A 24,910-nucleotide genomic window follows, 5' to 3' on the forward strand; every position below is an offset into this window, starting at 1 on the left:
TCTCCCAGAGCGTTACTTCCGATGTAGCCCACCGTAGTTTGAAACTTTATCTATACATTTAAATTGTGTGATAACCTTTTAGCAGTTTTCCTTTCTTTATTTTATTACACTATCACGGTGTAATCTGTTGCTTGTTTCAAATTAATACTGGCATTGATATCTCTGTCTTTCATCATTCCGCAATGGTTACAATGATACGTTCTTTGATTCAAAGGCACGGGTTGTGTATGTCCGCAATCGGAACATATTTGGCTGGATGGATAAAATCTGTCGACTTGGCGTAATTCGATGCCATAATCTTGACACTTGATTTTCAACCATTCAACAATGTAACCGAGTCCGATTTGTTGAAAACTGTTGGCCAACCTTTTGTTTCTCATCATGCCTTTGATGTTCAAATTTTCAATCGTAATAAATAGCGGATTGGTGCGGAGAATAGAGAGTATGCCTTTGCGTTTGATATCTTTTTTAATATTTTTAATACGTTTATATAATCTTTGTACTTTCAACAACTGTTTATACCAATTATGAGAACCTTTTTTCTTTCTGGATAATTTTCGCTGCTGTCTTTTCAAAGATTTATCAAGTTTAACAATAGTTTGATTCGTTTTGAAGCTGCTGATTTTTACACCGGAGGGTGTGAATACAGCTTCTTTTAATCCCAAATCAATACCGATGCCCTCTGTCTGTTTCGGTTTGAAAATCGGGGGAGGTGGTTGATCAACTAATACCGACACATAATATCTGTCATATTCTTTAACGATAGTGGCAGATTTTATATTATTTGTGGGAATGTAACCTCTTTCTTTTAATTTAATCCATCCCAGCTTTGGCAATTGGATGCGATGTCGTTGTACATGAATGGTACCAATCAAATAATAGCTTCCGATACCTGATTTCTTTTTGAACTTCGGATAACCTTGCTTATTTTTGAAAAATGTCCGATAAGCACGATGCGCATTCATAATAGATTGTTTGACAGCTTTGCTGGCACTTTGTTTAACCCAATGTTCATCCGGATGGCTTGGAAGATATACATTGTTCATCCATTTGCTGAAGGCAAAACCGTTCATGTACGATTGCCCCGTTTTATGGAAATTTTGATTCGTCTCGATAAATTTGTTGTATACCCAACGGCATGTGCCAATGGTTTGATTGATGGTCTGACGTTGTTCAAAGGAAGGATTGATTTCGGTTTTATACGCTCTCAGCATATTCTGCCACCCTCTTTTTTAAATTGACCAAAACCATAGATACAACCGCTAAAAGCAAGGATAGTTGCAGTGATGTGTTAAATCTTCCAATTGATTTTGTAATACATCGGGTTGCGACGGGTTCGCAACCCGACTGTATGCTGTATATTTACGATTAGATGGGTAGGAAATTGCACTCCCTAATTTTCCGTTTATTTCTTTAGTCTTATACATGATTGTCGCCTCAATTCAATTATAAATAGGTTTGGGTATGTTTATAAACGTTCGATTATATTTTTAGTAACAGTCCTACTCCTCCTTAAAATCCTCATAAAATAAAAAACTGCACTTATCCCTTTAGATATAAAGGGACGAGTGCAGTTTCTGCTCGTGGTACCACCCAGATTCAAAACAAATGAAAGGACGTTGAAAGAAGTTGCGCTTCTCTTTCGTATCATTTCAATATTTGTTTCCTCATTGGTATGACGTAACATGTCATTAAACGGTATATTTTCATATACTTCTCTAAAGTAGTAAAACACACGTCTAAGTTTATATAGAAGCTTACAGCCGGTGACTTCTATTCTCTGTTTTATTCGTGTATTTATTGTCTTTATCGCCGAATCTATTTTTAAATTGTTTATAGTATATCGCAACGATTTCGATTTATCAATATTCTTTTATGATGTTCATATTTCCGTAAAACTTAAAAGCGTTTTCATTTTTTACGTCTCGTTTGAAATACTTTAGAGACAAATCGCGGCAAACGCTGCATCCGAGTCATACGTTTCCAATCTGTAATCAAACGATAGAACCATTCTAAATTCAATTTACGAAAAACCCATGGGGCACGTTTTTTAGTTCCGCTATAGACTTCAATCGAGCCTCCTACGCCCATTAATAACGTATGTTGCAAACGGTGACGATGTCGTTTGATCCATTCTTCTTGTTTCGGATATCCCATACCGACAAAGACATAATCAGGATTAAAAGTACTCACTTGACGTGCTACTTTTTCATCGCCGACATCGATATAACCATGATGTGAAGCAAATTCAATATGAGGATAATCTGCTTGTAAATATTTCACTGCTTCATTCACTACTTTTTCAGAAGCTCCTAGCAAGAATACCTTCTGGCGATGGCGTTCTGCAATCGCCAAACATGCGGCCATAAATTCAATGCCAGGCACTCTTTCTTTCAACGGTGTTCCTAAGATGCGGCCTGCTTGAATGATACCTGTGCCATCAGGAATAATAAAATCCGCTTCTCCAATCAAGTCATAATAACTTCTTTCTTCAAGTGCATAGTCGACAATTTCGGGATTCGCTGTAACTACAAACATATTATCCGTTGTATCGGCTTCTACAAATTCAGTCACATAGTGTCTCATCTCATCCATCGTCACATTATCAAATTGAACAGACAAGATATCTACTTTATCGCGCTTAACTGTTCGGTGATTTTCCATATTTTAAGTCTCCTAACTTGCGCATCTGGTTGAATCAACCTATCATTTATACCATTATACACTACCTGATTGATGGATTGCATTTCTTTCAATAAGTGGTAATCTGAATTTAATATTATTTCATTTAAAGAGGTTTTTAATTATGACAACTGAAAAAGAAAAAATGCTGAGCGGACAATTATATAATTCCAGAGATCCGCAACTTGTAAAAGAAAGACACAAAGCACGGCACGCTACAAAAGCGATTAATAATGCATTTTCAATCAAAGAACGCCATTTTCTCTTAAGACAAAGTATCGGTCATTGCGGTGACAATGTATTTATCGAACCGGATATTCATTTCGACTATGGTTACAACATCTCAATCGGCAATCATTTTTATGCCAACTTCAACCCAGTCATGTTAGATGTCGCTCCTATTACTATCGGCGATAATGTGCTGCTCGGACCTAATGTACAATTAGTTACCGCTACACATCCACTCAATCCAGTTGAACGTGCTTCAGGCTTAGAATTGGCTTTTCCGATTACAATAGGCAACCATGTATGGATAGGCGCTGGAGCCATCGTATTGCCTGGTGTAACTATCGGCGACAATGTGGTCGTAGGAGCAGGCAGCGTGGTAACTAAAGATGTTCCCGATAATCAAGTTGTTGCCGGTAATCCTGCACGCATGATCAGAGAAGTGCCTTTGGATTAGAATAGGTCTCTAGACGTAAGCATACCTCTATCATTTTCCGTTATAATGAATACTAATCCTTAATCCTAATCAGAGGTATCTGTTATGCAATTATTCTCAGAAATCATCAGTACTTCGATGACACTGCACCTTTATCTAGTAGTCATCATCGCCGTTCTCTATTTAGCAGTACATCACTATCGCAATCGTCCTACTCTTGCCTTTCTGGATATATTTCTAAACTATATTCCAGTACTGACGCACGAGTTCGGGCATATTGTATTCAATAAAATCAGTGGGGGACGTACGGAAGATTTAGTTATCGTGACTTCTCCAAGAGAGCGTGTTGCAACTTCTCAACAAGGATTTGCGATTACACGTGCTTCGCGCCGTTCTACTATGATAATCACAACTTTAGGCGGCTATGTGATGCCACCGTTGATGCTGGCAATCGGTATTTTCAGTGCCTATTACCACTACCCTGCACTTTTCGTGTTAAGTTATTTAGTAATTTTTATTTATTTCGTTTGTATTACATCACGCAAAGGTATTCCGATTTTAATCGCGGTTTTACTCGGAATCATGATTTATTTGCTTATCCAAAATAATCAACCTGACACTATGATACTTATTCTCTCTATTGTGTATCATTTTATTCTAGGCGTCTTATTGGGTGAGCTCTTGCAGTCTACTTGGACTATAGTACGTCTGACTTTTACAAAATATCCGATTGAATGGGACGGTACCGCTTTACGGAATTTAACGCACATTCCAGTCGTCGTCTTTTCAACACTGTGGATTGCTTTCAACTTTTATATTGTTTATGCTGTCGTAAAATACTTACTCTTCCAAGGTTAGGAGATGACCGTTATGGTTCTATTAAAAATTGCTGAAAAAGAAGATTTGCCACTCTTTACGAAGGTCTATAATCAGGCTATCCACATGCGCAATGTTACTGCAGATATTGAAGAGGTTACTGAAGCACAAATGGCTTCTATTTTCTCTCAGCATGATACTTCGAGACCGTTATATACTATTTTGAATGACCAAGAGCAAGCTATCGGTTATGCAAGTTTAAATCATTTTTATGGGCGTCCTGCTTATGATGAAACTGCAGAACTCAGTATTTATTTAGATGAACAAACACGCGGCCAAGGCTATGGCACAAAAGTAATGCAGCTTTTAGAACAAGAAGCTGCCTCACTCAATATCCACTATCTTACCGGCTATGTATTTGCCCAAAATATCCCTTGCAATAAACTTTTTGAAAAACAAGGCTATTCCCTATGGGGGAATTTACCGCAAATTGCGCATATTGATGAAAAGCGTCTCGATTTAAATATATGGGGTAAACAAATTTGATTGAAAGGAGCGGGTCAGAAATAATTTAATCAAAAATTATTTCTGACCCGCTCCTACTATATTTTTATTTAAGCATCCATTTTTTCACCAAAAATATGAGCTGCATTTTCATAACTCAAAATAATTAAAGGGTCTTCTCCTTTGCGAATCGCAATTACTCTATTGGTATCATCTTGTGATTCAACTGTAATCTCGTCGCCGATAGAAATCGCTTTGCTAGATAAATAAACCAGCAATTTAGTGCGATCTCTTACTCTGCGGATTATCAGATGATCTCCTTCTTTAAAATCTTTCAATGAGTCATTATAAATTTCTTCAAACTTTCCATCGCGTGGAATCACGCCGCCATGCGGACATGTAGTTGGATAATTTAACAATTCATCCAGGCGTTCTACAAACAAATCAGAAACACGATGTTCCAATACTTCCGCTTCTTGATGCACTTCTTCCCATGTATATTTTAAAATCTCTATTAAAAAAAGTTCTAATAAACGATGGCGTTTAATTATTTCCAGCGTATGATTAAAACCTTCCTCTGATAATTTCACACCTTTATAAGGCTTCGTTGTAACATAACCCGCTTTTTCCAAACGGTTAACCATTTCACTTACGGATGGTGGTTTAATATTCAAATATTGAGAGAGTTTTTTATTTGTAACGAATGAAGTTGCGCCGCCATTATTCAAAATCGCTTTCAGATAATCTTCCTTTTCTTCCGTTAACATCCTGTCACCGATCCTTCCATCCAGATTCACTTTATTGTATCACGAAAATACTTGACACGCTAAATTTCATGTCTTATGATGAAATAAATTAGGTTAACCTAAAAATTTAGTTAGGAGGTGTTATAGTATGTTGAAAGTGGAAAACTTGAATTTATTTTTAGGACATAAACACGTTTTACAAGACATAAATTTACAGTTGCAGATTCAAGGAGAATTAATTGGAATAATGGGACCTAATGGTGCTGGTAAATCTTCTTTAATTAAGTCACTCATCGGAGAATTCAAAGCAGAAGGTATAAAACAACTGAATGACAGGCCGATTCTATCGCAATTAAATAAGATTACATACATACCTCAAAAAACGCATTTAGATTTAGACTTTCCCATTAGTGTGGAATCAGTTGTACTTTCTGGTGCATTTAAAGAAATCGGTTGGTTTAAGAAGCCGAGCCACCGCATTAAAATGCGACTGAACGATTTGCTCGATGATATGCAGTTAACTGCATTGCGGAAACGTCAGATTGCAGAACTCAGCGGCGGTCAACTGCAACGTGTCCTCGTAGCACGTGCATTGATGACTGAGAGCGTCCTTTATTTGCTGGATGAGCCTTTTGTAGGAATTGATTTCACAAGCGAACAGCTGATCATGGATAAATTACAGCAGTTAAAAGCACAAGGTAAATTAATTTTGATTGTACATCATGATTTATCGAAAGCTGCAGAATATTTTGATCGCATCCTCTTGCTCAATCGGACCTTACGTTATTTCGGACCTAGTAAAGAAGCAATTACAGCAGAACGTTTAAATGAAACTTATATGAATCACAGTACACCCAGTACGATAAATTCACATAATGAGAAAGTGAGAATAAAGAATGCTTGATTTTTTACAACACATATTTGAATACCAATTTTTAAGCCGCGCACTCATTATCTCTATTTTCGTAGGAATTGTTTGCGGGACGGTCGGCAGTCTGATTGTTTTAAGAGGATTGTCGCTCATGGGTGATGCGATGAGCCATGCTGTATTGCCAGGCGTTGCATTATCATTTCTTTTCAAAATTCCGATGTTTGTCGGAGCCCTTGTCACAGGAATGCTTGCAAGTCTGTTTATCGGATTTATTTCTGATAGAAGCAAAACCAAGCAAGATGCCGCCATAGGTATTAGTTTTACAGCATTTTTAGCAGTCGGAGTCATTATTATCAGCTTAATTAATAGTACGACAGATTTGTATCATATTCTTTTTGGTAATTTGCTAGCGATTACGAAAACTGCATATTGGTCAACTATTATTGTCAGCTCGATTGTGCTCTTGCTTATCATCATTTTCTACCGCCCTTTAATGATTTCTACTTTTGATCCGACCTTTAGTAGAATGAGCGGTTTAAATACAACATTTATACATTACTTTGTAATGCTGCTGCTTTCACTCGTAACTGTAGCAAGCATTCAAACTGTTGGTATCATCTTAGTCGTTGCATTGCTGATTACACCGGCTTCAGCTGCTTTCTTAATCACTAAGAAACTCTGGTCGATGATGGTAGTTGCCAGTCTGATCAGTGTCGTCAGTGCAATCGTCGGCATGTATTTCAGTTATATTTATAACATCCCGAGCGGTGCAACGATTGTCTTGTGTGCATTCGCGATTTATATAGGTACATTTATCTATTCAAAAATCACTCAACAAACTAGAAAAGGAGTTGCATCATGAAAAAGTTAGTACCTTTATTAATTGCAGTTTTACTATTTTTAGCTGCGTGTGGCGGAGGAAGCGGTTCAAATTCGCATTCTTCCGATGAAAAATTAAAAATTGTCACAACGAACTCTATTCTTGCAGATATGACGCAACATGTGACTGGCAAACAAGCTGAAATTCACAGTATTGTACCAGTCGGTCAGGATCCGCATGAATATGAAGTCAAACCGAAAGATATCAAAGCTTTAACAGACGCTGACATTATTTTATATAACGGATTGAATCTCGAAACCGGCAATGGCTGGTTCGACAAAGCTTTAGAACAAGCTGGCAAAAACACAAAAGATAAGAGTGTCGTACGCGTTTCTAAAGATGTCAAACCGATTTACTTGAATGGTGCCGAAGGAGATGATTCTAAACAAGATCCGCACGCCTGGCTAAGTTTGGAAAACGGAATTAAATACGTCAAAACGATCCAGCAAGCTGTGATTCAACATGACAAAGCACATAAAGATGATTTCCAAAAACGAGGTGATGACTATCTCAAACAACTTGAAAAATTAAATAAAGATAGTCACGACAAATTCGATGACATTCCTAAAAATCAACGTGCAATGATTACAAGCGAAGGCGCTTTTAAATACTTCTCCAAACAATATGGCATTACACCCGGCTATATTTGGGAAATTAACACTGAAAAACAAGGTACACCTGAACAAATGAAACAAGCAATCAAATTTGTGAAAGACCATCATTTAAAAAATCTATTAGTCGAAACAAGTGTCGATCATAAAAGTATGGAAAGCTTGAGTGAAGAAACAGATGTACCGATTTCAGGCGAAGTATTTACAGATTCTATTGGCAAAAAAGGCAGTAAGGGTGATTCCTATTATAAAATGATGGAATCTAATATTGAAACTGTCCATAACAGCATGAAATAAGCACATTATCCTTTGTATTGGCGGATTACCTCCTAATTCGTTTACGAATTCCGCCATCCATAAATAATCTATCCTAAACATAAATAACTAAGCCGTGGTCACAATCCTCCCTAGAGACCACATTACTTCTATAGAAAAGCGGTGCTGCGATGACATCGCTTTTCGAAGAGCCAGTCTCCTCCAAGTCTGGCTCTTTTTTTGCATAAAAAAACTGCGGAATTCTGCTGTTTGAACAAAATCCGCAGTTATATTTTTATGTTAAACGATCTACTAAAGCCATTTCATCATAGTTGATTGCTTCTCTTACTTTCAAGGCTGTCTTTTCACTGACTTCTCCTTCTTCAACTAATTCATTTAAGATATGACGTTGTTCGCGTAAAGCATTCAATTTAATTTTAGATAGAGAATCGTGATGTTTAGATCCAAAGAAATTAGCAGGTGTAAGATTATCCGTACGCAACAGATAACTATCGCAAATAGTGCCAATTTCTAAACGATTGTCTGGTGTCGCTTCTTTCGACAATCTTTTCACGACATTATAATGCACAATACGCATGATTTTAGAGATTTCTTTTAAGTTTTCTCTAATATCCAGTGAAGAAGCTGCATTCGTCTGCACACGTACACGACGTCTTAATAAACCTGTTTTGATACGCATCCAAATACGTCTCAATAAGGAAGCTTGACGATAAACTTGTGTACGTTCAGCGTAACGCATGTAGTTATCGAAATCACTTTGAGAGATACGTCCTTCTTTTGCTAGATTATCTAAGGTTTTCGTCTCTGTATCAAAAGCAATACCTTGTAAGCGTTCTAATTCTTTGGAGTCTTCATCATCATCGTCTAATACTTTCAAGAAAGCAATACGATCATGATAATCCTTAATGACATTACCATATTTAAACGATGTTTCTGGTGTAGCATGTTGTCTTAAGTATTCAATCACATGCTCTAATATATACACACGTGTTTGTTTAAAGGACATGCCTTCTAGTTTTACCTTTTTCATAGCTGGTGTAACAAGCGGCAAGAATACTTGGGCCACTACTAAACTTAAAATGACCATTCCTGAAGAAATAAATAATAAATCATTGCGATAAATGAATGATTTATTTTCTCCGAGAACGAATGGCAAGGTTAAGGCGATGGCCAGTGAAATGGTACCGTGCACACCGCATAAGGTCATAATCAAAGCATACTTGCTGCGTTTTGGTTTCTTAGTGGGCGGTGAGCCTTCTTCATTCATCGCTCTTTCAAAGGGACTGACCGGCAAGTAAAAATAAGGATAGAGAACATAGACCCATACAAAGCGGAATACATATACCGCAAGTGCTACAATGCCAGTCGTTGTCAATAAGAATACAAGATTTTGCGGTTCAGTCTTAATAATATTGACGACTACTTCAGGAACCATATAACCTAAAATAACAAACACAAATCCGTTTAATGCATAACTCAAAACGTTCCATGTTTGTGTATAACTTAATTGCAGTTGTGTACTGACATGGGTAATACGATCCCGTTCAAAACCGTGTACCAGCCCAGCCACAACGGCTGCAATAATTCCCGAAGCATGAAATACCTCTGCAATCAGATAGGTTACAAACGGTGTCAGCAATTGAATAAAGATAAACATATTATTGCTCTCTACACCACGTCTAGAAAGTGTAACGCGCAATCTTACCAATACTACACCTATAATCATACCTACAATCAAACCGCCAATTGCGGCAATCAAGAACTCTCCTACAGCATGTGTAACTGAGAAAGTACCTGTAATCAATGCAGTTACAGCAATTTTGAAGGAAATGATACCCGCTGCATCATTCAGTAAAGATTCCCCTTCCAAAATTGTCATAGAACCTTTCGGTAATACTTTTCCTTTGGTAATCGCAGAAACGGCTACCGCATCGGTCGGACAAAGGATAGCTGCGAGTGCAAATCCTGCCGGCATAGGTAAATTAGGCCAAACCCAGTGAATGAAGAAACCTACACCGATGACCGTAGTAAATACTAAACCGAGCGCCATCAGCATGACCGGCTTAATATAACGCCGCAAACTGACACGCGAAACTTGTACACCTTCTACAAATAATAATGGCGCGATTAAAGCGACCATAAACACTTCTGTATCAAAATCAAAACTGACAGGGATAGGTGTTAAAAATAATAAAGCCCCTAAAATAATTTGGATAAATGCTAAAGGCACTTTAGGGAGAAATAGTGAATGAATTAATGAACTTATGATTACTGCTGCTAAAAATATCAGCATGCTTTCAACTATCTCCAAATTGTCACCTCTTTCTATGTTCATTCATATGAAGTGGAGGTTAAAAATTGAACCGTACTCAATTTCTAACGTCTATTTACAATCATACAATATTGAATTGCACAAAATCTATTTATATAACTTCAGATGATAAAGAACTACGTGTTGATGCTTCAAATGTGATCTGAAATGTAAAAAATACAGCTTGAAAAGTAGGAAGCCGAAAGTTGAGTACTCTATCTGAGGCTATATAAATAGAGTTATGCTATTACATTTTTACCCGTTCTATCTGTTAATTATTACAGCAGAAAAAAATTATTAAGATTTTTTTAACAAAGGGTGTGCTTTTTTCTCAGAGAAAACGATATATAGAGTGAGCAAGGAGGTGAAGCAGATGAAAAAAATTAAAGATGTTGCCATCACATTGATTCACGAAGAAATTGGCGAGAATGACAAAGTTGTACAAAAACGTCGTAAGTTTTCACGTTTAAACCCAGAAATCTCTACTCAAGGATTACAAACTTTTAAAAATGTCATTGAAAAATTGACTGGTGAAACGTACATCAATGTCGAAGTTACGACAGTAGAAACTTTATAAGGAGGAAGAAAATATGTCTAAAACTTTAGAACTCATTTTTCTGAATGCAGCTAACAAACCTGTAAAATTGCTTATTCCTGATTTAAAAGCAGGAGTTACTGAGGAAAATGCGCGTAATGCCATGAACACGTTGTTAGAAACTGACGCGTTAAATCCGACAGCTGGTAAACCTGTTGCAGTTAAAAGCGCACAAATTGTTGAAAAAGACACACACGTTATTTTCTAAAACTACTTTCCGAGTATATTCAAATTTTGAATATGCTCGGTTTTATTTTTCTATCAATCTCGGTTTAACAATATCTCCGAAGAAAATACGTTTATCTCCGAGCTTTCTGCAAATCGCATAATCTTCATACACATCTATCACTTGCGCTAAATTTTTATAGGCATGTTTGGGATTGAGTACTTCAATAAATTGCTGGCTCTGAATTTGAGCATTTAATCCTGCATCGATAAAAAATGTATCCTCATCAAGCACACGAATAATTGAAATATTATCCATTTAACCACCACTTTTCCCTCTTTATTATCAGTCCTATCTTATTACTCTTATTTTACTAAATTATATATTGATGTATTGTAAAAATCTACATTTTTTACAATTATCAAATAAAAAATGTAGAAGAGATGGTAAAAATTAATAAAATCTATTCAACATTATTGTTAACACATGTCATCTTGTTATTGTAGAATCCTCTCAATTGTGTTAAAGTTGTGATACTATTTAATCATCTACGAGGAGGGTTGAGATGGTCTTTTTATTACTTTTGGGATTAATAGCTGGAACAATGGTACCCATCCAAACCTCTATTAATTCTCGATTAATCGAATATACCAAATCATCATTTTATGCGTCTACTATTTCCTTCGCCGTAGGTTCTCTGTTTTTAATTATCGTTAATTTGATCGTTAACCCTGGCGTTTTTAACGCTAATTACTATCACTTTGATTTTAATTATACTTGGATTACAGGCGGGATTTTAGGAGTTATTTTCTTAACAGGAAATTTAATTTTATTCCCAAGACTCGGTGCTTCCTTAACAGTCATTATCACTATTGCTGGCCAGATCGTCATGGGGGTCTTAATCGATACTTTCGGTTGGTTCGGCGCAGAAGCGCAACCTTTTACTTTCTTAAAACTGTGTGGCATTCTGCTATTGTTCTTCGGAATCTTTATTATGAACTACTCTAAGCAAAGTGGTGCCACTGAAACGCAAAATAATCCTCTAGCACTAATATTATGGCTAGCCATCGGATTTGCCTTTGGATTCGCACCCCCTATCCAAACTGCTATTAACAGTCAATTAGGGCAAATTGTGCAAAGTCCATTTCTTGCTTCCTTCATTTCATTCTTTGTAGGAACACTCACATTATTTATTATCACTTTGATTATGAATCGTTCATTGAAAATGCGTGCACATTCTCCTGAAATTGGCAAAATAAAGTGGTTTTATTTTATCGGCGGTATATTAGGAGTGGTCTTCGTAACCGCAAATATCATTTTAATGCCCCATTTAGGCGCGGCACTCACTACTATCATTGCGATGCTCGGTCAAATGCTGATGGGCATACTCATCGATCATTTCGCTCTGTTAGGCGCACCCAGAAATCGCATCTCAGTCCGCAAATGTGTCGGCGTGATTTGTATTATTATCGGAATTGTTATCCTACGATTATTCTAGGATGCAATTCCTTTCTTTTTTCATTTTTTGGAAAAAGAAACCTATTAGAGAGAAAAGTGTCTTTTAAAAGTTGCACACCCCATATCATTATCGTATAATAATATTCAAATAAAATATTATGAGGTGATATATAATTGAAACGCCCCCTCTGGCTGATAGTGGTAATATCTATCCTCTTATTAACACTTATAGCCGTCGGAATATATGCCGTCTTCCGACATCAACATCTCCAGGCAAAACAACATCTTAAAATGTACACTGCTGCTTATAATCGTCCATTCACTTTTAAAGGCGTACAAGAAGCAGAATATACGCAAACTTTTCTTTATCATTCAGAATACGGAAAGATTCATGATTGGTTTATTCAATCTGGCAAGAAAGTTAAGAAAGACACACCCGTACTGGAATATTATAATTCGAAAGCGGAGCACCAAATGACTGCTTTTCGTAAGCAACTCACAGCGCTTGATAAGAAATCAAACCGCACTGTACTTCACACCTTTTTAGAAGAACAATTTTATCTTAATCAATCCTTGCTTCGAACCCAAGAACACAGTATTCTCGAAGGTACTTTGCATATCTTAGTACCTTATCCTTCAAAAGATAAAGAAGCTTTTGCTAAAATTTATAGTACTAAAAGAATTATCAAATCCATCGTCGATGAAAATCAACGTCGGCAATTAAAAAATAACCAAGAAATAGAAATCCAACCTCAATTCGGAAAACCTTTTAAGGGAAGAATAATTAAACTGGATCAATTCCCGACCTCAGCTTCAACGATAAGCAAACCGGCGGAATATACAGTTGCTATTTCTACCGATTCTACCTATCCCATAGGTACTCATTTTAATATTTCTCTTCCTACCCACTTAATTACTTTACCAAAAGAAGTGTTATATGATAAAAACTCAGTATTAATTAAAAAAGATGAGAAAATTGTTAAAAGAATTATTAAATACTATGAAAAATCGGGTATGGTTATTATTAGTGAGGGATTATTGCCAGGGGAAAAAGTTATTGCCCAACCAAAAAACTTCACGTTTAACTAAGTATTTTATATAATTACTCTATGTAAATACGTTTACAAGTAAAAATCAATATCTATTTATTTAATTTCTCGTAATTCAAATGATGTTCAATAAGTTAATCGAGTAAAATGGTAACTTTTTAAAAGTATCATCTTTATGAAAGAACTACACATTTATAATGTTTTTTTGTTTACATTTCATTTTTATTTAGTTATAATTAAATAAATAATAGAGACTTGAATATTTTAATAGTCTGTTCAAGCCTCGATTATAGTTATTAGTGTTAATAAGTGCTTATTTACGAGCGTTATTAATAAATTTGGGAATGTTATAAGGGAGGACTACAAATGGCCGTTTCTAAAATTAAAAATTCATCTGACTTGCTAGCTATGGTCACTTATGCAGATAAAATGAAAAGTATCATCAAGAAAGAGTTTTCAATCAGCTTCGAGGAATTCGCTGTGTTAACTTTTATCAGTCAATCTGATGATAGCGAATATTACCTTAAGGATATTATCAATCACTTAAACTACAAACAACCTCAAGTGGTTAAAGCTGTTAAAAATCTTTCACAAGAAGATTACTTTGATAAAAAACGTAACGAACAAGATGAAAGAACAGTATTAATTTTAGTTAATAGTAAACAACGCGAAAAAATCAACGAATTATTAGGTAGAATTGACGAACGTATTGTAAAAGCTAATAAAGAAATTAAATTCTGATTATATTAAGCAAAGGAATTGAGGCAGGAATAGTGTTTCAATTCCTTTATTTATTTCTGCAATTTCAGAGAAAAGGAGCCGAAATCCATTTTACGTATGGACTTCGGCTCCTTTTTTCTTCTTTTATTTCTCCCGGGTTGATAATCGGATAGAATAATAAATAATCACAGCTAAAATTAATATCCAAATAATGACTGTACCGAATTGTGCAGCATTTGGATTCACAACCACTGCATCAATAGTTTTTTGCGTCAGCAATAATCCTATCCCTGTAAATTCCAAGCGTTTAAAGTATAATCCTGCGATACTAATCGCTATGCCTGCAAAAAAGACAAACATATGCGCATATTTAGTAACTACAAACACACCAAGATCTATGTTAAAGGCATGCAACCCGACAAGTATTGCTGCAATGATAATAATCACAAACCCCATCAAGACATCGATTCGGTTACTGTACAAATAATTCTTTTTCACAATTCGGAAGTAAAGCAAGACGGTCGCTGGCAATACTAAAAGACAATAAATCAGAGATAATCCAGTCGCCGCTTGAAATGGCACAAACTGTTTATCATATAAATAGGAAATCAAGAGAAAGTTCACGATGAAAAATAAAATCGGGTTCAGCTGCAGGCCGAACAAATTTCGTTGTATCGTTAAAATTACTTCTGCTGGCGCTTTGCGGCGGTATTCGATATAATCTTCATCTTGTGCTTCTGACTTATGCAAATCTTCTCTTAAACTTTCTTTAATATCATCAATCATATTAGGAGAAAGGCCTTTATAATTAAAATAATCACCTATGTTTTCCAATAAAATTTTATCATTCGGTCGCATGAGGACTCTCCTTTTAATTTGCTATCTCTATCAATTTATCATTTCGCGAACAATATTTCTACTTTGAAAATCGAAAAAGCTGCCGACTTTACTCTAGTCAACAGCTTTTAAAACTCTATTTCTTATTTTTCAATATCAATACGGTAAAGTTTCAAGTTTTTATCTTTAGGAGATTCAGTGCCGAATTGATAAGTTGTTTTTCCGTCTTTTACATAACCGAAGTTACCTGTTCTATCGTCATTATGGTAACGCCATTTAACCGTATTACCTAATTGGTGCCGTACTTCGTTAAGTGTTGGACCATTAGGTTTATTGTATTCCATAGAAATACGTTTCACTGTACCTTGGTCTTTTTTACCTTGAGCAGTTACAATCATCAAACCATTAGCAGTCTTGAACTCGTAATAATGTTCAGTATTATCGGGTTTATAAGAATATCCAGAAGGTTTTTGTGTTTTTAAGACATCTTGAATATTCTCACCTAATTTAACGCCTTCTAGTGATTGATCACCTTGGTGGATTTGTTGAACGCTTTGAATCGTATTGCCAGATGCCGCGTCTGCTTGGTTAATACCTAGCCCTGTTAGAACTGTTGCAGAAACAATCGCTGCTGATAATATTTTTTTCATAAGCACTAACTCCTTTGTCATCTATATTTCTGTATCTTGTGCTTTACTTAATTTTACTATACCCTGAAATCGTATTACAGTAATCAGTCTGGAGTTGTAACTTTTTGTAATATTTTTCAATTTTGTGTCATTTCTTTAATATTTAAATAGTAAGGCAAATGAATATTATGCTTTATGAGACGTCTGTAAGCGTTTTTGTTCATCATCTAACACTGATTGGACATTGAAAAAGGCAGTCACAACTTCTAAGAATTCTCTCTTTTCTTCCACCATCGGATATAAGCCGGAGTGTTTAAAGGTTTCTAATTGCGCGTCTGGAATATCATGTAAAAATGTTTCAATATCTTCTGAAGTAGAACGTTCGTCATACTTGCCTGCAATAATTAATGCCGGGGCTTTTACTTCATTCAATTCCATAGCGATATCATCTCTAGTGAATGATTTCGTAACTGCTCTTTTTTCGTATTCCGTCATCAGACCTGTCGTATCCGAAACATTTTTAGAGAACTTTTTAATTTTTTTCATAGAAGCATAAGTATGTTTGTCTAAGAATTTCTCTTGTTCATCATCTTCCCACGTTCTGATTTTATCAGCATATTTTTTGAAAAGGCGTTCTGACGGCAATTCTTTTTGCACAGTCGTAGGATTAATTAATACTAAAGCATCTGTATAGCCTGAGTGTTTCACTGCTAAATCGACTGCGATAGAAGCTCCTAGTTCTTGACCAATAAAGAACGCATGACGAATGTATAAGTAATCTAATAATTCTTTAATATCTGATGCATACGTTTCGAAATTGATTTCCATTGGTTTATCAGAAAAACCGTGGCCGCGTAAATCAATCAACACAATTTGATAAGAATGCGCTAATTTGTCTGCAATCTGGTCGAAAATTGAATAATTCTCAAATGCGGAATGTATCATAACAAGCGGTTGACCGCTTCCCTTTGTCTCATAATTAATAGCTGTATTATCTTTCGTCGTAAATAGTTCCATCTGCTTCTTCACTCTCCTCAGGATTTGGTGCTTCATCTGGCAGTAATTCTAACAATTCTTCAAGTGTCGCTATTTCGTAATCCATTTCATGTTCTTCAGGTGCAAGTTCTACTTCTTCATCTTCATGATTGAACCATACACTTACCATTCCCATTGCTCTGGCAGGTGCAACATCATTCAAAGCATCATCACCGACATACATGACTTCTTCAGCTTTCACACCCAATTGATCAATAATATCTTCAAATATTTTCGGATGCGGCTTTCTGAAACCCACCATCTCTGATGTAGATAAAAAGTTAATATAGGACAAGATGCCTAGGCTGTCTAAACGATATTGTTTAATACGTGATTTGCCGTTCGCAATCACGCCGATCAAGTAGCCCCGCTTCACTAACCGTTCAAGTGTATACTGCGTGTCATGATACGGAAATACATAGCGATAAAAATGCATTTCAAAATCCGCAAATAAGTCTTTCCAAGTTAAACGATCGATATGGAAACGTTTAATAATTGCTTTATATAGTTCAGGTTTATCATGATCTTCATCATCATCCAGTTCAATAAATTGTTTCTTATAATCTTGCGCTTGAACATGCACAAGATAATCATGAAAACGCTCATATTGTTCTTCAATAAATTTATCTCTCGACTTTTTACGATCTAGCAAGGTACCTTCTAAATCAAATACAACTGCTTTTATTCCTTCTAAACTCATAGCTTCTCTCTCCTATAAATGCGTGCATGAGCATGCTTTAATCTTTTCATTTCTCTCTTTTTCAAAAGATTAAACCGTCTAACGCGGTTGTGTCGCTATTAAATACCCTAATACAGGTATGCCTAACAATGCGAGAATAATACTGGCAGGGATTTCAGTCGGTGCAATGAGTTGCGCTCCTAAACTATCCGCCAGCACCATTACTGTGCCTCCAATCATACCATTTAACAACATCTGACCACCAAGTTTCACCGCATATGTCCGCCGTATTAATTGCGGTACAATCATTCCTATAAATCCTATGATTCCCGTATAAGAGATGATGACTGCTGTCATGATGGAAGCAATCGCTAACACACTATACATTAATACTGGAACATTAATACTTAGCGATTGTGCTTTTAAAGTTCCCACTTGCAATAATTTAATTTGAGGCAGCAAAAGTATCAGCAAAACAAGACAGACTGCCAGTACAGGAGTAATGACTGCGACTTCACGCATTTCCGCCGCAGAAAATCCTCCGAACATATACATTACGATATTCTTTAATCGCCGTTCGTCTAATAAGATTAATAAATAAAGAAAAGCATTGAAAAGCGCCCCAATCATAATTCCTGATAAAATCAATGCACGCATCGGATAACCTTTAGACATGACGGAAGTCAATACCAACACAATTACTAAAGTGACAATACTTGCTACCATAGAAGCAAGCGGAATGAATAGACTAGATAATCCTATAAATACAGCTACCCCCGCACCTAAGACAGAACCGCTCGCAAGGCCAAGCGTTAAGCTGTCTGCAAGCGGATTATTCAATACGGTCTGAAACATTTGTCCTGCAATCGAAAGCCCGATGCCTGCCAATAAAGCTTCTGACATTCTAGGCATCCGCACTTCAAATAAAATACTATTATTTAAAGGGTTCGACCAACTGCCAAGATGCCAGAATAGACTTAGCGCGATACTCGCAATTAGTACAATAGACCAACTTACAATGATTTTTGTCTGTTTCATATCATTTATTCATTACGGTAAATCGCATCTCGCAACTCTGCTAGTCCTTGATCAATACGCGGACCAGGACGAGAAATTTTATCACCATCTACCGCTTCAATTCTTCCTTTCTTCACTGCCTCTAAATTTTCAAAACCACCGCGTTTACGAATAACTTTCAAATAATCTGAACGTGAAATCCCCTCTGTAGTAACCAAGATATCCGGATGATGTTTAATAATACTTTCTTTGCTGACCTTCTTCCATCCCTCTACATCTTTGAAACTATTTTCAGCATGCAATTCCTCTAACATATAGTTGAAGAACGTATTTTTACCTGCTGTATAAATTTCCGGTTCATGAGAGACTTCTAAAAAGACAGATGGTTTCTTCTCATGCTTCGGTACTTCTTTCAACACAGCTTCTACACGATGTTTCGTATCATAAACTAATGTGTCCGCTTGAGATTCGCGTCCTGTCACCTTTCCAATCTGCTTAAAGGTATCATAAATTTCATTTAAATTCTTAGCATCTTTGACATAGATGACTTTTACACCTTTATCTTTCAAAGATTGCAGCACTTTTCCATCCATACCCTTTTGCGATTCATGTGCGACAATCAAATCCGGTTTCGCTTTCAAAAGTTGTTCTTTATTCAATTTCATCGCGTCAAACTTCTGCTTATGCTTCACATCTTTCGGATAATCATCCACCGTAGAAACACCCACAATATCATCTCCGAGCCCAAGCTGATACAAAATTTCTGTATTACTCGGCATCAGTGAGATAATACGATGATACTTAGCCTTAGACTTTTGAGCATTCTCAGCTTTGTCTTGATTGTCCTTCTTATCCGTTTTCGTTGGCGAGGAACATCCTGCAGCAATTAAGATAATGACGATTAAGAAAACCCATAATTTTTGTTTCATTGATTTCTCCTACTATTTAATTGTTTTGTAAATCTCATTTTAGCATATTTGGAGGAAGTTGAAATAGGAACTTTGGGAAAAGAAAACCTTGGAGAGTGGAAGGCAAATTAATGTTCTGCTCCTCCTCTTATCCAACATTAATTCAAACAACTGCTATTCAACCGAAAAATAAAAAAAGCTACAAAGAAATCTATCATCATAGATTCCCTCATAGCTAATCTTAGTATATTGTTTAAAATTATCTTACATTGTATGCGGCGCAGATACTCCGACTAAAGCTAATGCGTTGCGTAAAGTAATTTGTACAGCTGCAACCATAGAAACATACGCTTGTGTTTTCTTATCGTCATCTGTTAATACTTTGTCAGCATTATAGAATTTATGGAAGGCAGCAGCTAATTCTTGAATATAGTTTGTCACACGATGCGGTGCACGATGTTCTGCCGCGCTTTCAATCATCGGTTCGAACTCAGCTACTTTTTTCAATAAATCAATAGCTTTATCATTTGTAATTACACTGAAATCTGCATTTTCAGATGGTGTAATACCACGTTCGCCTGCTTGTTTTAAAATTGAAGAAATACGCGCATGTGCATATTGTGCATAATACACTGGGTTTTCAGCTGAATTTTCTTTAGCTAATTCCATATCGAAATCAAAGTGTGTATCTGGACTGCGCATTGTTAAGAAGTAACGTGCTGCATCAATGCCGACTTCATCCATGATTTCACGTAAAGTAATGGCGTTACCTGTACGTTTACTCATTTTCACTTCTTCGCCATCTTGCATTAAACGAACCATTTGCATAATTTGAATTTCTAAACGGTCTGCATCAATACCGTAAGTTTCAACAGATGCTTTCAAACGATTGATATATCCATGATGATCCGCACCAAATAAGTTGATTAAGATATCTTGTCCGCCGTCACGATGGAATTTGTCATAATGATAAGCCACATCTGGCAAGAAGTATGTGTATGAACCGTCTTTTTTAATAATGACACGGTCTTTGTCATCATTAAAGTCAGATGTACGCAACCAAGTGGCACCGTCTGCTTCATAAGTGTAGCCGTTTTCTTCCATCAATTTTAAGACTTTTTTAATTTCACCTTTATCGTATAAAGTAGTTTCACTGAACCAGCCGTCAAAGTGCGTATTGAAATCAGCAAGGTCTTTTTTCAATTTTTCCATTTCGTAATCGACACCTAGTTGACGGAAGACTTTCAAACGTTCATCTTCAGGTAAGTCTTTCAATTCAGGACGTTTTTCAGCTAAGTCTTTACCGATATTCACAATGTCTTTACCGTGGTAACCGTCAGCTGGAAGTTCTGCCTCTTTACCCATTGCTTGGTCGTAACGTGCTTCAATTGAATGTGCTAAATTTGTGATTTGATTACCTGCATCATTAATGTAATACTCACGTGTCACATCATAACCTGCAGCATCTAAAATATTGCTTAATGTATCACCGACAGCTGCATTACGCGCATGACCAATATGCAAGTCGCCAGTTGGGTTGGCTGAAACATATTCCACTAATACTTTTTGATGTTTTGGATCTTCATTGCGTCCGAAATCTTTATCTTTTTCTAAAGCTTCAGGAATAATCGCAGTTAAATATTGATTATTAAGATAGAAATTGATGAAGCCAGGGCCTGCAATTTCAATTTTCTCTACATTTGCTTTAGATTTATCTAAATGGTCTACGATAGCTTGTGCAATTTCGCGTGGGTTGCGTTTTGCAATTTTAGTAAGTACCATCGCAATGTTAGTTGAGTAATCCCCATTCTTAGGGTCTTTCGGAATTTCCACTTTGACTTCAGGAACTTCTTCTGCAAGTTCAGCGGCTTTAACACTTGCTGTGATTTCTTCAATTAATGTTTGTTTGACTTGATCTATAATATTCACTCATTACAGCTCCTTATAGGTAATTTGATAAAGGTAGGTGCCCATTTTTTCTTCTTCTTGAAAAAGTTCATAACGAATTTTAAGCTTTGATGCTTCTGGCTGTATAAAATGATTGATACTTAAAGTACGCACGGTTAATGGAATTTTGCCTGCGGGTATTTCATACAAAGAAACGGTATCTTTGCCTTCCACAAAATGCAGATTTTGTTTAATCTCTCCACTACGCATCAATTTAACTTCGCTATCTTGTATTTTCAATGTGACATGAATCGAAATATCTTCAATTTGTTCATCGTAACGAATGTATTCAACTTGACGCTTTTCTTGCCAAGTGCCATTTGTTTCGTATTCAAACTCATCGGTTTCTCCATCACGTTTGATTAATTGCAATGTTTGGATCTGGATATTCTGGTCCAATTGATGCACTCACCCTATTCTTCATTTTGAATTAATACACATCATTATATCATACAAATACAAGGCATACAGTGATGAAATTCACACTGCATGCCTTGTTATTAAGTGGGGAGGCACTCTCTTTCAACTAGCTGCTCTCCCAGATTTTATTTTCCCTCAGTATCTTGATTCAAGTAATCTAAAACTACCGTTCCGACCGCTTCGGCAGCACTCATCATGGACGTTTCGCTGATGTTGAATTTCGGATGATGATGCGGGTAGGCTTCTCCTTCTTCTGGCTCTGCCCCAGCAAAAATAAAAGCGCTTGGCAGTTCTTTAGCATAATAAGCGAAGTCTTCGGATGGCGGCCATGGTGCACAACGTTCTACCTTTTGAATGGCGTCGTGTTCAGCATGTTTCAATGTATCTGCCACGTATTCTGTGAAGTCTGGGTCGTTATAAAGCGCTGGATAGTCGTCTATAAATTCGTAATCGCATGTCACGCCGAAGGTATGTTCAAGGCCATCTACAATGCGTTCCAATTCAGCAGCGATTTTGTGTTTAGTTTCATCATTGAGTCCGCGGACGTCCCCTTCAATTTCTACTTTGTCTTTGATGACATTGAATTGTCCTTTGGCATCAAATGAACCGATTGAGACTACGCCTGTTTCGAAGGGACTTAAACGACGAGAAACCACAGTTTGAACAGTCGTTACAAAATTAGCACCTGCTACTATAGCGTCATTAGCTGCATGGGGTGAAGAGCCGTGTCCTCCTTGACCGTGAATCGTCAATTTGAAAATGGCGCGCCCTGTTTGTACGTAGCCTTCTCGATAGTAAATCGTGCCACGTTCGCCATTACTCATCACGTGAACGCCTAAGACATGGTCTACACCTTCTAAGACACCGTCACGAATCATTCCGAGTGCACCGCCTGGAGGCATTTCTTCAGCCGGCTGATGAATTACTACTACTTTTCCTTTAAATTGATCTTTCATATCGATTAATGTATCTGCTAAAGTCAGCATATAAGCTGTATGTGCATCGTGGCCGCACGCATGCATGACGCCTGGATTCTCAGACGCAAATGGCAATCCGGTAGCTTCTTCAATCGGCAATGCATCAAAATCAGCACGAATCGCGATGGTTTTCCCTGGCTTACCGCTGTCGATAGTGACTTTAACCCCATTATCGCCAACATTCGTTTCTACCTTACAATCCTTTCCTTTATAGAAATCCGCAATATATTTCGGTGTTTCTACCTCTTTGAAAGATAATTCAGGATGCGCATGTAAATATCTGCGCATCTCCACCATTTTCTCTTCTTTCTCTTTGAGTCTGCGAATTAATTCTGAACTCATCTTACCCACTCCTTTAGAAAAAATAAATACTATTCTGGCTGCTTAAAAGTTTAATAATTAAAATTATTCTGATAATTAATACTCTTACTGTAACATATTCGGACGAAATATGGGGAAAATGAAAAGAACGGATTGTATATAGCCCCCTAAAGTTGGATTTTCGAGTCCAACTTTAGGGGTGCGAGATAACGCTTATTGGTGCATAGAATGTGCAAAGCTCTTTTTATATTAGTCCATAAAGAAACATAAAATAAAGAAGTTCGGTGTAAATTAATTACGAATTCTATTGATAATGCCGCTTAATTTTTTTAAACTTCGATTAATGTCTCTTTCGTCAATATATGAATATGAAAAGCGAATGTAGTTTTTGCAATTCGAGTCATATATCTCTCCAGGTTGTATGAGTATATTTTCTTTTACAGCTTCATTAAACAAAGTTTTCACATTTATTGATATGGAGAATTTAAACCAAATGTAAAATGAACCCCTAGGATCATCCCAACTGCCATACATAGATAGATGTTCTTTTAAAGCTTCTATAAATATACGTTTACGTATTTCTAATTTTAGTCTCAATTCATCTATATGTTTTTCATGGTAAGTATTTAGCCATTTTGCAGCAATATGCTGTGATATAGAACTAGCTCCATAGTCATTTTGCATCTTCAAATCAGATAAGTGACGAATTACATTTTTATTTGCTACTATCCATCCAATACGAAGACCAGAACTTACTGTTTTAGATAAACTGCCTAAATATAAAACATTGTCACTATTTTTCAAAGACTTCATAGGCATCTGTTTGTTCGTATTGAACCACAAATCAGAATATACACTATCTTCAACAATAGGTATTCCATTTTTTTGACATTGATTTATAATTTTTTGCTTTTGCTCTTTCGTATAAGTATTTTGAGTAGGATTATGCAGAGTTGGTATACAATAAAATATACTGTTTTTATAGTCGCTACTTATTTTGAATATATTATTAATATTTCGCTTTATATAGTTAATTGATAAAGGTGTAATTTGAGATCTGATATTATGCCACGTATGTATAGAGTTAATATAAGAAGGTGTTTCAATAATAATTTTAGATTGGGGAATTAATAACCCATCAGCAATTAGTTTTAATCCTTGAATAGCACCTGAAGTGATACATATATTATCAATGTCACACGTGACTCCTCTTTTTTTCATATACTCTACTATTTCTAATCTGAGCTCTATTTTTCCTTTTGGTTCCTCGTAGTTTGTTTGTATAGAATCTTCAATACTGTTTGATATTATTTCTTTGAATAAATGATTAGGAATTAATTTTGGAGATAACTCTCCCGTACCCAGACGTATAATATCAGGGTTGAATTCTAGTTCATTGATTCTTTGGATATAATATTGGTTGTTTTTAGACATACTGTTCTCTATATAATTTTGCCACTGAATATTACTTGTAATATGGACATTCCATTTATATCGAGATACGTAAACTCCCTTTTTTTCGATTGATTCTAAAATGCCATAACTTTTCAAAATATCTATTGCCTGTACAACTGTAGACCTGTTCACATTATAATATTTTGAAATTTCTCTTTGAGAAGGTAATTTATCTCCAGGTGATAACTCACCATTATCAATTTTATTAATCACATCATCCATTATCATTTTATATTGAAATTTATTCATAACCGCCCTCCTTAAATCTGGTTGGAATTTTATTTTTAATCTGGTAGGTTTTTAAAATTTCAGACTATTATATCATATAAATCAAAGGGG

Annotated in this window: 26 protein-coding genes; 11 read left to right on the forward strand and 15 right to left on the reverse strand. The window is 36.1% G+C overall.

The genetic code is table 11. The features are described from left to right. Positions 1–104: 104 nt before the first annotated feature. Positions 105–1,214 (reverse strand): RNA-guided endonuclease InsQ/TnpB family protein, encoded by a 1,110-nt coding sequence (locus tag CKV71_RS10915; protein ID WP_095106722.1) that lies wholly within the window; start codon positions 1,212–1,214, stop codon positions 105–107. 697 nt (positions 1,215–1,911) lie between these two features. Then, positions 1,912–2,664 carry an N-acetylglucosaminyldiphosphoundecaprenol N-acetyl-beta-D-mannosaminyltransferase TarA gene (gene tarA / locus CKV71_RS10920; protein ID WP_095106724.1) on the reverse strand — a complete coding sequence of 251 codons (753 nt, stop codon included), beginning with the start codon at positions 2,662–2,664 and terminating at the stop codon, positions 1,912–1,914. A 142-nt stretch (positions 2,665–2,806) separates the two neighbouring features. On the opposite strand from tarA, the gene CKV71_RS10925 reads away from it, so the two are divergent. The 3 genes from CKV71_RS10925 (at position 2,807) to CKV71_RS10935 (ending at position 4,705) form a co-directional block, all read left to right on the forward strand. After that, the gene (locus CKV71_RS10925; RefSeq protein ID WP_095106725.1) at positions 2,807–3,364 is read left to right on the forward strand and encodes a sugar O-acetyltransferase; all 558 of its coding nucleotides are present in this window, start codon (positions 2,807–2,809) and stop codon (positions 3,362–3,364) included. An 84-nt stretch (positions 3,365–3,448) separates the two neighbouring features. Next, positions 3,449–4,201 (forward strand): M50 family metallopeptidase, encoded by a 753-nt coding sequence (locus CKV71_RS10930; RefSeq protein ID WP_095106726.1) that lies wholly within the window; start codon positions 3,449–3,451, stop codon positions 4,199–4,201. Positions 4,202–4,213: 12 nt separating this feature from the next. Further along, a complete protein-coding gene (locus CKV71_RS10935) occupies positions 4,214–4,705 on the forward strand; it encodes a GNAT family N-acetyltransferase (RefSeq protein WP_095106728.1) in 492 nt (163 codons plus the stop codon). 68 nt (positions 4,706–4,773) lie between these two features. Here CKV71_RS10935 and CKV71_RS10940 read toward each other — a convergent pair whose 3' ends face one another. Then, positions 4,774–5,430 (reverse strand): metal-dependent transcriptional regulator, encoded by a 657-nt coding sequence (locus CKV71_RS10940; protein ID WP_095106730.1) that lies wholly within the window; start codon positions 5,428–5,430, stop codon positions 4,774–4,776. Positions 5,431–5,557: 127 nt separating this feature from the next. On the opposite strand from CKV71_RS10940, the gene CKV71_RS10945 reads away from it, so the two are divergent. Genes CKV71_RS10945 through mntC form a run of 3 tightly spaced genes read left to right on the forward strand, consistent with a single transcriptional unit; the run spans position 5,558 to position 8,068 of the window. After that, the gene (locus CKV71_RS10945) at positions 5,558–6,313 is read left to right on the forward strand and encodes a metal ABC transporter ATP-binding protein (RefSeq protein WP_095106732.1); all 756 of its coding nucleotides are present in this window, start codon (positions 5,558–5,560) and stop codon (positions 6,311–6,313) included. After that, a complete protein-coding gene (locus CKV71_RS10950; RefSeq protein ID WP_095106733.1) occupies positions 6,306–7,142 on the forward strand; it encodes a metal ABC transporter permease in 837 nt (278 codons plus the stop codon). The genes CKV71_RS10945 and CKV71_RS10950 overlap by 8 nt, the downstream gene beginning before the upstream one ends. After that, positions 7,139–8,068: a manganese ABC transporter substrate-binding lipoprotein MntC gene (mntC, locus tag CKV71_RS10955; protein WP_095106735.1), complete on the forward strand. Its 930-nt coding sequence runs from the start codon at positions 7,139–7,141 to the stop codon at positions 8,066–8,068. Before CKV71_RS10950 ends, mntC begins: the two co-directional genes overlap by 4 nt. Positions 8,069–8,321: 253 nt before the next feature. Here mntC and CKV71_RS10960 read toward each other — a convergent pair whose 3' ends face one another. Then, on the reverse strand, positions 8,322–10,358 hold the full coding sequence (locus CKV71_RS10960; protein WP_095106736.1) for a cation:proton antiporter: 2,037 nt from the start codon (positions 10,356–10,358) through the stop codon (positions 8,322–8,324). A gap of 373 nt (positions 10,359–10,731) precedes the next feature. On the opposite strand from CKV71_RS10960, the gene CKV71_RS10965 reads away from it, so the two are divergent. Then, on the forward strand, positions 10,732–10,935 hold the full coding sequence (locus tag CKV71_RS10965; RefSeq protein WP_095106738.1) for a DUF1659 domain-containing protein: 204 nt from the start codon (positions 10,732–10,734) through the stop codon (positions 10,933–10,935). Between the two features lie 13 nt (positions 10,936–10,948). After that, positions 10,949–11,161, forward strand: coding sequence for a DUF2922 domain-containing protein (locus tag CKV71_RS10970; RefSeq protein WP_095106739.1), 213 nt, complete (start codon positions 10,949–10,951; stop codon positions 11,159–11,161). 42 nt (positions 11,162–11,203) lie between these two features. On the opposite strand, the gene CKV71_RS10975 is transcribed toward CKV71_RS10970, so the two are convergent. Further along, positions 11,204–11,437 carry a hypothetical protein gene (locus CKV71_RS10975; RefSeq protein ID WP_095106741.1) on the reverse strand — a complete coding sequence of 78 codons (234 nt, stop codon included), beginning with the start codon at positions 11,435–11,437 and terminating at the stop codon, positions 11,204–11,206. A 247-nt stretch (positions 11,438–11,684) separates the two neighbouring features. On the opposite strand from CKV71_RS10975, the gene CKV71_RS10980 reads away from it, so the two are divergent. From CKV71_RS10980 to sarA, 3 genes are all read left to right on the forward strand, one after another. Next, complete coding sequence (locus tag CKV71_RS10980; protein ID WP_095106743.1) at positions 11,685–12,617, forward strand: DMT family transporter; 933 nt, start codon at positions 11,685–11,687, stop codon at positions 12,615–12,617. 251 nt (positions 12,618–12,868) lie between these two features. Then, the gene (locus CKV71_RS10985; protein ID WP_157738601.1) at positions 12,869–13,666 is read left to right on the forward strand and encodes an efflux RND transporter periplasmic adaptor subunit; all 798 of its coding nucleotides are present in this window, start codon (positions 12,869–12,871) and stop codon (positions 13,664–13,666) included. A gap of 326 nt (positions 13,667–13,992) precedes the next feature. Beyond that, entirely contained in the window at positions 13,993–14,367 is a 375-nt protein-coding gene (sarA, locus tag CKV71_RS10990) for a global transcriptional regulator SarA (RefSeq protein ID WP_095106746.1), read from the forward strand. 123 nt (positions 14,368–14,490) lie between these two features. On the opposite strand, the gene CKV71_RS10995 is transcribed toward sarA, so the two are convergent. From CKV71_RS10995 to CKV71_RS11040, 10 genes are all read right to left on the reverse strand, one after another. Continuing rightward, the gene (locus CKV71_RS10995; protein ID WP_095106748.1) at positions 14,491–15,204 is read right to left on the reverse strand and encodes a hypothetical protein; all 714 of its coding nucleotides are present in this window, start codon (positions 15,202–15,204) and stop codon (positions 14,491–14,493) included. A 122-nt stretch (positions 15,205–15,326) separates the two neighbouring features. Beyond that, a complete protein-coding gene (locus CKV71_RS11000) occupies positions 15,327–15,833 on the reverse strand; it encodes an SA0570 family protein (RefSeq protein WP_095106749.1) in 507 nt (168 codons plus the stop codon). Positions 15,834–15,998: 165 nt separating this feature from the next. Continuing rightward, the gene (locus CKV71_RS11005) at positions 15,999–16,829 is read right to left on the reverse strand and encodes an alpha/beta fold hydrolase (protein WP_095106751.1); all 831 of its coding nucleotides are present in this window, start codon (positions 16,827–16,829) and stop codon (positions 15,999–16,001) included. Then, positions 16,804–17,547 carry an HAD family hydrolase gene (locus CKV71_RS11010; RefSeq protein ID WP_095106752.1) on the reverse strand — a complete coding sequence of 248 codons (744 nt, stop codon included), beginning with the start codon at positions 17,545–17,547 and terminating at the stop codon, positions 16,804–16,806. The genes CKV71_RS11005 and CKV71_RS11010 overlap by 26 nt, the downstream gene beginning before the upstream one ends. 78 nt (positions 17,548–17,625) lie before the next feature. Next, complete coding sequence (locus CKV71_RS11015; protein ID WP_095106753.1) at positions 17,626–18,564, reverse strand: FecCD family ABC transporter permease; 939 nt, start codon at positions 18,562–18,564, stop codon at positions 17,626–17,628. Positions 18,565–18,569: 5 nt separating this feature from the next. Next, positions 18,570–19,472, reverse strand: coding sequence for an ABC transporter substrate-binding protein (locus tag CKV71_RS11020; protein WP_095106754.1), 903 nt, complete (start codon positions 19,470–19,472; stop codon positions 18,570–18,572). Between the two features lie 243 nt (positions 19,473–19,715). Next, on the reverse strand, positions 19,716–21,380 hold the full coding sequence (argS, locus tag CKV71_RS11025) for an arginine--tRNA ligase (protein ID WP_095106756.1): 1,665 nt from the start codon (positions 21,378–21,380) through the stop codon (positions 19,716–19,718). 3 nt (positions 21,381–21,383) lie between these two features. Then, positions 21,384–21,797, reverse strand: coding sequence for a YwiB family protein (locus CKV71_RS11030; RefSeq protein ID WP_095106757.1), 414 nt, complete (start codon positions 21,795–21,797; stop codon positions 21,384–21,386). A gap of 146 nt (positions 21,798–21,943) precedes the next feature. Further along, a complete protein-coding gene (locus CKV71_RS11035; RefSeq protein WP_095106758.1) occupies positions 21,944–23,137 on the reverse strand; it encodes an amidohydrolase in 1,194 nt (397 codons plus the stop codon). 270 nt (positions 23,138–23,407) lie between these two features. Continuing rightward, on the reverse strand, positions 23,408–24,820 hold the full coding sequence (locus CKV71_RS11040) for an aminotransferase-like domain-containing protein (protein WP_095106760.1): 1,413 nt from the start codon (positions 24,818–24,820) through the stop codon (positions 23,408–23,410). Positions 24,821–24,910: the final 90 nt, after the last annotated feature.

Source organism: Staphylococcus piscifermentans (assembly GCF_900186985.1).
Lineage (GTDB): Bacteria > Bacillota > Bacilli > Staphylococcales > Staphylococcaceae > Staphylococcus > Staphylococcus piscifermentans.

Coding starts and splice junctions, on each gene's coding strand:
- CKV71_RS10915 (WP_095106722.1), bottom strand. CDS start 1,214: ATGCTGAGAGCGTATAAAACCGAAATCAATCCTTCCTTTGAACAACGT.
- tarA (WP_095106724.1), bottom strand. CDS start 2,664: ATGGAAAATCACCGAACAGTTAAGCGCGATAAAGTAGATATCTTGTCT.
- CKV71_RS10925 (WP_095106725.1), top strand. CDS start 2,807: ATGACAACTGAAAAAGAAAAAATGCTGAGCGGACAATTATATAATTCC.
- CKV71_RS10930 (WP_095106726.1), top strand. CDS start 3,449: ATGCAATTATTCTCAGAAATCATCAGTACTTCGATGACACTGCACCTT.
- CKV71_RS10935 (WP_095106728.1), top strand. CDS start 4,214: ATGGTTCTATTAAAAATTGCTGAAAAAGAAGATTTGCCACTCTTTACG.
- CKV71_RS10940 (WP_095106730.1), bottom strand. CDS start 5,430: ATGTTAACGGAAGAAAAGGAAGATTATCTGAAAGCGATTTTGAATAAT.
- CKV71_RS10945 (WP_095106732.1), top strand. CDS start 5,558: ATGTTGAAAGTGGAAAACTTGAATTTATTTTTAGGACATAAACACGTT.
- CKV71_RS10950 (WP_095106733.1), top strand. CDS start 6,306: ATGCTTGATTTTTTACAACACATATTTGAATACCAATTTTTAAGCCGC.
- mntC (WP_095106735.1), top strand. CDS start 7,139: ATGAAAAAGTTAGTACCTTTATTAATTGCAGTTTTACTATTTTTAGCT.
- CKV71_RS10965 (WP_095106738.1), top strand. CDS start 10,732: ATGAAAAAAATTAAAGATGTTGCCATCACATTGATTCACGAAGAAATT.
- CKV71_RS10970 (WP_095106739.1), top strand. CDS start 10,949: ATGTCTAAAACTTTAGAACTCATTTTTCTGAATGCAGCTAACAAACCT.
- CKV71_RS10975 (WP_095106741.1), bottom strand. CDS start 11,437: ATGGATAATATTTCAATTATTCGTGTGCTTGATGAGGATACATTTTTT.
- CKV71_RS10980 (WP_095106743.1), top strand. CDS start 11,685: ATGGTCTTTTTATTACTTTTGGGATTAATAGCTGGAACAATGGTACCC.
- CKV71_RS10985 (WP_157738601.1), top strand. CDS start 12,869: ATGTACACTGCTGCTTATAATCGTCCATTCACTTTTAAAGGCGTACAA.
- sarA (WP_095106746.1), top strand. CDS start 13,993: ATGGCCGTTTCTAAAATTAAAAATTCATCTGACTTGCTAGCTATGGTC.
- CKV71_RS10995 (WP_095106748.1), bottom strand. CDS start 15,204: ATGCGACCGAATGATAAAATTTTATTGGAAAACATAGGTGATTATTTT.
- CKV71_RS11000 (WP_095106749.1), bottom strand. CDS start 15,833: ATGAAAAAAATATTATCAGCAGCGATTGTTTCTGCAACAGTTCTAACA.
- CKV71_RS11005 (WP_095106751.1), bottom strand. CDS start 16,829: ATGGAACTATTTACGACGAAAGATAATACAGCTATTAATTATGAGACA.
- CKV71_RS11010 (WP_095106752.1), bottom strand. CDS start 17,547: ATGAGTTTAGAAGGAATAAAAGCAGTTGTATTTGATTTAGAAGGTACC.
- CKV71_RS11015 (WP_095106753.1), bottom strand. CDS start 18,564: ATGAAACAGACAAAAATCATTGTAAGTTGGTCTATTGTACTAATTGCG.
- CKV71_RS11020 (WP_095106754.1), bottom strand. CDS start 19,472: ATGAAACAAAAATTATGGGTTTTCTTAATCGTCATTATCTTAATTGCT.
- CKV71_RS11035 (WP_095106758.1), bottom strand. CDS start 23,137: ATGAGTTCAGAATTAATTCGCAGACTCAAAGAGAAAGAAGAGAAAATG.
- CKV71_RS11040 (WP_095106760.1), bottom strand. CDS start 24,820: ATGAATAAATTTCAATATAAAATGATAATGGATGATGTGATTAATAAA.